6 protein-coding genes are annotated in these 4,485 nt (G+C 63.6%); 3 read left to right on the forward strand and 3 right to left on the reverse strand.

All coding sequences use genetic code 11. The features are described from left to right. Positions 1-234: 234 nt before the first annotated feature. From FEZ63_RS21405 to FEZ63_RS21415, 3 genes are all read left to right on the forward strand, one after another. Positions 235-531 carry a hypothetical protein gene (locus FEZ63_RS21405; protein WP_150948431.1) on the forward strand — a complete coding sequence of 99 codons (297 nt, stop codon included), beginning with the start codon at positions 235-237 and terminating at the stop codon, positions 529-531. 165 nt (positions 532-696) lie between these two features. Beyond that, a complete protein-coding gene (locus FEZ63_RS21410) occupies positions 697-2,673 on the forward strand; it encodes an alkyl/aryl-sulfatase (RefSeq protein WP_150948434.1) in 1,977 nt (658 codons plus the stop codon). A gap of 137 nt (positions 2,674-2,810) precedes the next feature. Next, a complete protein-coding gene (locus tag FEZ63_RS21415; protein ID WP_150948437.1) occupies positions 2,811-3,050 on the forward strand; it encodes a hypothetical protein in 240 nt (79 codons plus the stop codon). 24 nt (positions 3,051-3,074) lie between these two features. On the opposite strand, the gene FEZ63_RS21420 is transcribed toward FEZ63_RS21415, so the two are convergent. From FEZ63_RS21420 to FEZ63_RS21430, 3 genes are read right to left on the reverse strand one after another with little or no spacing between them, the layout of a single operon-like run. Then, positions 3,075-3,506 carry a nuclear transport factor 2 family protein gene (locus FEZ63_RS21420; RefSeq protein ID WP_150948440.1) on the reverse strand — a complete coding sequence of 144 codons (432 nt, stop codon included), beginning with the start codon at positions 3,504-3,506 and terminating at the stop codon, positions 3,075-3,077. Positions 3,507-3,535: 29 nt separating this feature from the next. Further along, positions 3,536-4,006, reverse strand: a complete 471-nt coding sequence (locus FEZ63_RS21425; protein WP_150948442.1) for a hypothetical protein — start codon at positions 4,004-4,006, stop codon at positions 3,536-3,538. Positions 4,007-4,009: 3 nt separating this feature from the next. Beyond that, on the reverse strand, positions 4,010-4,360 hold the full coding sequence (locus tag FEZ63_RS21430) for a DUF6152 family protein (RefSeq protein WP_150948445.1): 351 nt from the start codon (positions 4,358-4,360) through the stop codon (positions 4,010-4,012). Between the last annotated feature and the right edge of the window lie 125 nt (positions 4,361-4,485).

Below are 4,485 nucleotides of genomic sequence, written 5' to 3' on the forward strand. Positions count from 1 at the left end.
CCCCTCCCCATGCTATCCCCATCCCAGAGCCGCCCCATGCGGCTCCGGGGCGTTAGAACCCCGCCTACAGCGGCCCGCATCGGCCGCAATTCGATGCCTTCCCACCTTACGGTCGGGGAGGTGCTGCCGCATGTCCAGGGCGAGAGCCTAAAGGGTAGCGCGGTCGTCTGTAGGCGGCTTCTAAACTCCCCGACCACCAGCGGCGCTGGTGGTCGTTCCATACCGGGGGTGAGCATGGAGCCGTCTTATAGCGTGTGGGCCGATTGGCTCTCGAAATTCCACACATGGCCGGAAGGCGTGCAGGCCCTGTGGGTCTTGGGGCTGACGGTGACGGCGCTCGGGGTGATTGCCGGGGCGACCCGGGTGCTTGTGGCGGTCATTGCCATCTTCCACCGCCCGCCGCCGCTCGTCTTGCCTGAGGCCGCCTGGGTGGTGAAAGGGGAGGGGCCGTCGGCGCGCTTTCTTTCTTCCGCTATGCCGGAGGCGCCGCACCTGACCCGCCGAGTTGTTGTGCGCAGGCGAGGCCGGTAAACCAGCGCCGACGATTTGACCCGTGTCGTCTGCCGGCATGCCTGCTGATGCGATCGCTGCGAGCGTCGATCTCAGTGTTTCGCTGCGAGGATCTCAGGGTTTTCCCTAATTGATTTCGCCCTGAGCGGCGCCACGTTAGGCCTTCGCACGGAAGGAGAAAGTCCCATGAGATTGACCGGATTGCTATCCGTCGTATCGCTACTGAGCCTGGCCGCAAGTGTGACGGGTCCTGCTTCCGCGCAGGACCTTCGCAAGGACGCGACCGCCGCAACCAAGGCGGCCAATCAGCGGCTGCTCAACGAATTGCCGTTCGCAGATAAGTCCGACTTCGAGAATGCCCGTCGCGGTTTCGTCGCACCGTTGCCACCTGCGATGATCAAGGGCCAGTCCGGCAACACGATCTGGAACCCGCAACAATACAGCTTCATCGGACAGGATGCGGCGGCACCGGACACCGTCAATCCGAGTCTCTGGCGGCAGGCGCAGCTCATCAACCTGAGTGGCCTGTTCAAGGTCGCGGACGGCCTCTACCAGGTCCGCAATCTCGACCTGTCGAACATGACCATCATCGAGGGACGGGAAGGCATCACCATTGTCGATCCGCTTGTCTCGGCAGAGACAGCGAAGGTCGGCCTCGACCTCTACTACGCAAACCGGGAACGCAAGCCGGTCAAGGCGGTGATCTACACGCACAGCCACGTCGACCACTATGGCGGCGTCAGGGGCGTGGTCAATGAGGCGGACGTCGCCTCCGGCAAGGTCAAGATCTACGCCCCTGAGGGCTTCCTCGAAGCCGCGGTCGCCGAGAACGTCATGGCCGGCAACGCAATGAGCCGGCGCGCCAGCTACATGTACGGCAACCTGCTGCCGCCCGATCCCAAGGGCCAGGTCGGCGCAGGGCTCGGCACGACCACCTCGGCCGGGACCGTCACGCTGATTCCGCCGACCGACATCGTGAAGACGACCGGCGAAAAGCAGGTGATCGACGGCCTGACCTACGAATTCCTGATGGCGCCCGGGTCCGAGGCCCCGGCCGAGGTGCTGTGGTACATCGAGGAGATGAAGGCCATCTCTGCGGCCGAGGACGCGACCCACACGCTGCATAATACGTACTCGCTGCGTGGTGCGAAGATCCGCGAGCCGCTGCCGTGGTCGAAGTATCTCAACGAAGTGCTGTCGATGTGGGGCGACAAGGCGGAGGTGATGTTCGCCCAGCATCACTGGCCGAGCTTCGGCAATGCGGAGGTCGTCAAGCTCCTCAGGAGCCAGCGCGATCTCTACCGCTTCATCAACGACGAGACCCTGCGCATGGCGAACCAGGGCATGACGATGCGAGAAATCGCCGACAGCTTCAAGATGCCAGACAGCTTGGCGAAGGTTTGGGCGAACCGCGGTTATTACGGGTCGGTCTACCATGACGTCGCCGCAACCTATGTGCTTTACCTGGGATGGTTCACCGGAAACCCGGCCACGCTGCATGAGCTTCCTCCCGTCGAGGCGAGTAAGAACTACGTCGAGTTCATGGGCGGAGCCAACGCCATTCTGGAGAAGGCGAAGCAGTCCTTCGACAAGGGCGATTACCGCTGGGTTGCCCAGGTGGTGAACCACGTGATCTTTGCCGATCCGAGCAACAAACAGGCTAGGGATCTGCAGGCGGATGCACTCGAGCAGCTCGGCTATCAGGCCGAGTCGGGACCATGGCGCAACTTCTATCTGACAGGCGCCAAGGAACTGCGTGATGGCGTGACCAAGCTGCCGACCCCCAACACGGCGAGCCCCGATACAGTGAGGGCGATGACGCCCGAGATGTTCTTTGACTATCTCAGCGTCCGCGTGGATCGCTCGAAGGCGGGCGATGCGAAGATGGCCCTCAACTTCGACTTCGGCAACTCGGGCGGGAAGTACCTGATCGAGCTGGAGAATGGCGTGCTCAACCACACCGAAGGCCGCCAGGCGGACAACGCCGACGCGACGGTGACCCTGTCACGGGACACGCTGAACAAGATCATTCTCCAGGAGACGAAGCTGGCGGATGCGATCAGCGCCGGAGAGGTCAAGGTCAGCGGCAATCAGGCGAAGCTGAACGAGATGGTGTCTTATCTCGACACATTCGAGTTCTGGTTCAACATCGTCACACCGTAGAGACGTAGGGGTTCGGAAATCCGGTTTCCGCCTAAGGGCGGAAACCGAGCTCACGATGGTGAGCGACCTATCCTTGGAAACGCCTGGTTCGATGGGAATTAAGCGGCGCTGGTGGTCGTTCCATATCGGGGGTGGGCATGGAGCCGTCTTATAGCGTGTGGGCCGATTGGCTCTCGAAATTCCACACATGGTCGGAAGGCGTGCAGGCGCTCGGGGTGATTGCCGGGGCGACCCGGGTGCTTGTGGCGGTCCTTGCCATCTTCCACCGCCCACCGCCTAGGCGGCGAAAGGGGCGGGGCCGTCGGAGCGCTTTCTTTCTTTCTTCCGCCATGCCGGAGGCGCCGCACCTGACCCGCCGCACCATGCTGCCGGAATAAGGCTCTCGGGAACAAGCCCGCTTTTCAGCCGATGCCGTGTTTCCGCAGAAGTGCGTCCTCGTCGCCGGCGATCCAGCCGAAGATTTTGGGCTGCTCTTGTCCGTGGCGCACCAGATAATGGACGACGAAATCGATGGTGAGGTCCGGGGCGTCGGTGCGCCGGTAGACGGCTTTCCAATCCACATTCGCCAACACGTGGCGCTCGTCGATGGGCATGAGGCGGATATCCGCGATCTCCATCTCCTTCGTGCCGATGTCGCGATAATGCCGGTAGCCCTGCTCCATGGCGGCAACGAGGCTGTCGTCGTTTTTGCCGCCCATGATGCCGGCGGGCGTCGCGGCGATGAAATCGGAGGCGAAGAACGCGGCGCAGTCCCGAACGTCCACTGGCCCGGCAAGCGCCCGGTTCATGAAGGCCTCATAGCGCTCGAAGAAGGCTTTGATCGCAGCATCCATCAGAGAACCTCCTGTCGATGGCGCTTATTTCAAGCATACGCGATGGCGCGTCCCGCCAGCAGCACCAGCACCCATGAGCCGAGGGAGATCGCCGCAAAGGGGCGGGCCATGTCCGGGGTGGCTTCCTTCTGCAGGAAATGGCCGAAGCGCCAGTGGAACACCACCACGTTGATAAGGCCCAGCAACAGCATCAGCATCTTGAACCGGAAGGCCCCGTTATCGACGATGGTGGAGGCTTCGGCCGAGAGCAGGATGAGGCCGGAGACGAGCTGGATCACGAGGCCCAGGATGGCGACCGGAAGCGTCGCGCGGGCAAGCGCGCGCAAGGAGCCTTCGCGGCGCAGGACCTGAATGTCGAACACCGCGATGGCGCCCACCAGCAGGGCCGCGCCGAGCACGTGGATGAGGTTCGCCAGCGGGTAAAGCCAGGTGGTGCTGCGCGCGGCAACGCCTAAGCCCGATTGCTCGTAGTCGCGCATCAGGCTCGCGAAGGTCTCCATCTGTCAGCGCAATTCGACAGTCTTGCCCGCGACGATGATGCGCTCCGCGCGCATCTCGTGCTGGTTGCGGGTGGACGGATAGCCTTCCACCACCACGGCCGTCCCGGGTTTCAGCATCTCTTCCGAGAGCCCGCGCGCCTGCATGCGGGAGAGCGGCGCCAGCGTCGCCTCCCAGGTGGCGCCCTCATGTTTCAGCATGAGGTGCGCATGGGGGTTGGTCCATTGCAGCATCTCGACCGGGGCGCTGATCCTGAACGCTTTCGAGACGTCGTAGCTGCCCCATCCGTGATGGGCGAAGGCCGCACCCGTCCAGAGAGCGGCAGCAAGCGTGAGGGGGACGATGCGTCTGTTCATCGGGGCACCTTGGTGTTGACCGGCGCGAGGCCGGCCCGTCCGGGGTCGCGCATGAAGGTAGGCCGCGGACGGCGGGCATCAAGAGAGGCGAGGGGGCGGCCCTTGCAGCGGGGCCGGGCTGGGGG

The organism is Microvirga brassicacearum (assembly GCF_008757455.1).
GTDB classification, from domain to species: domain Bacteria; phylum Pseudomonadota; class Alphaproteobacteria; order Rhizobiales; family Beijerinckiaceae; genus Microvirga; species Microvirga brassicacearum.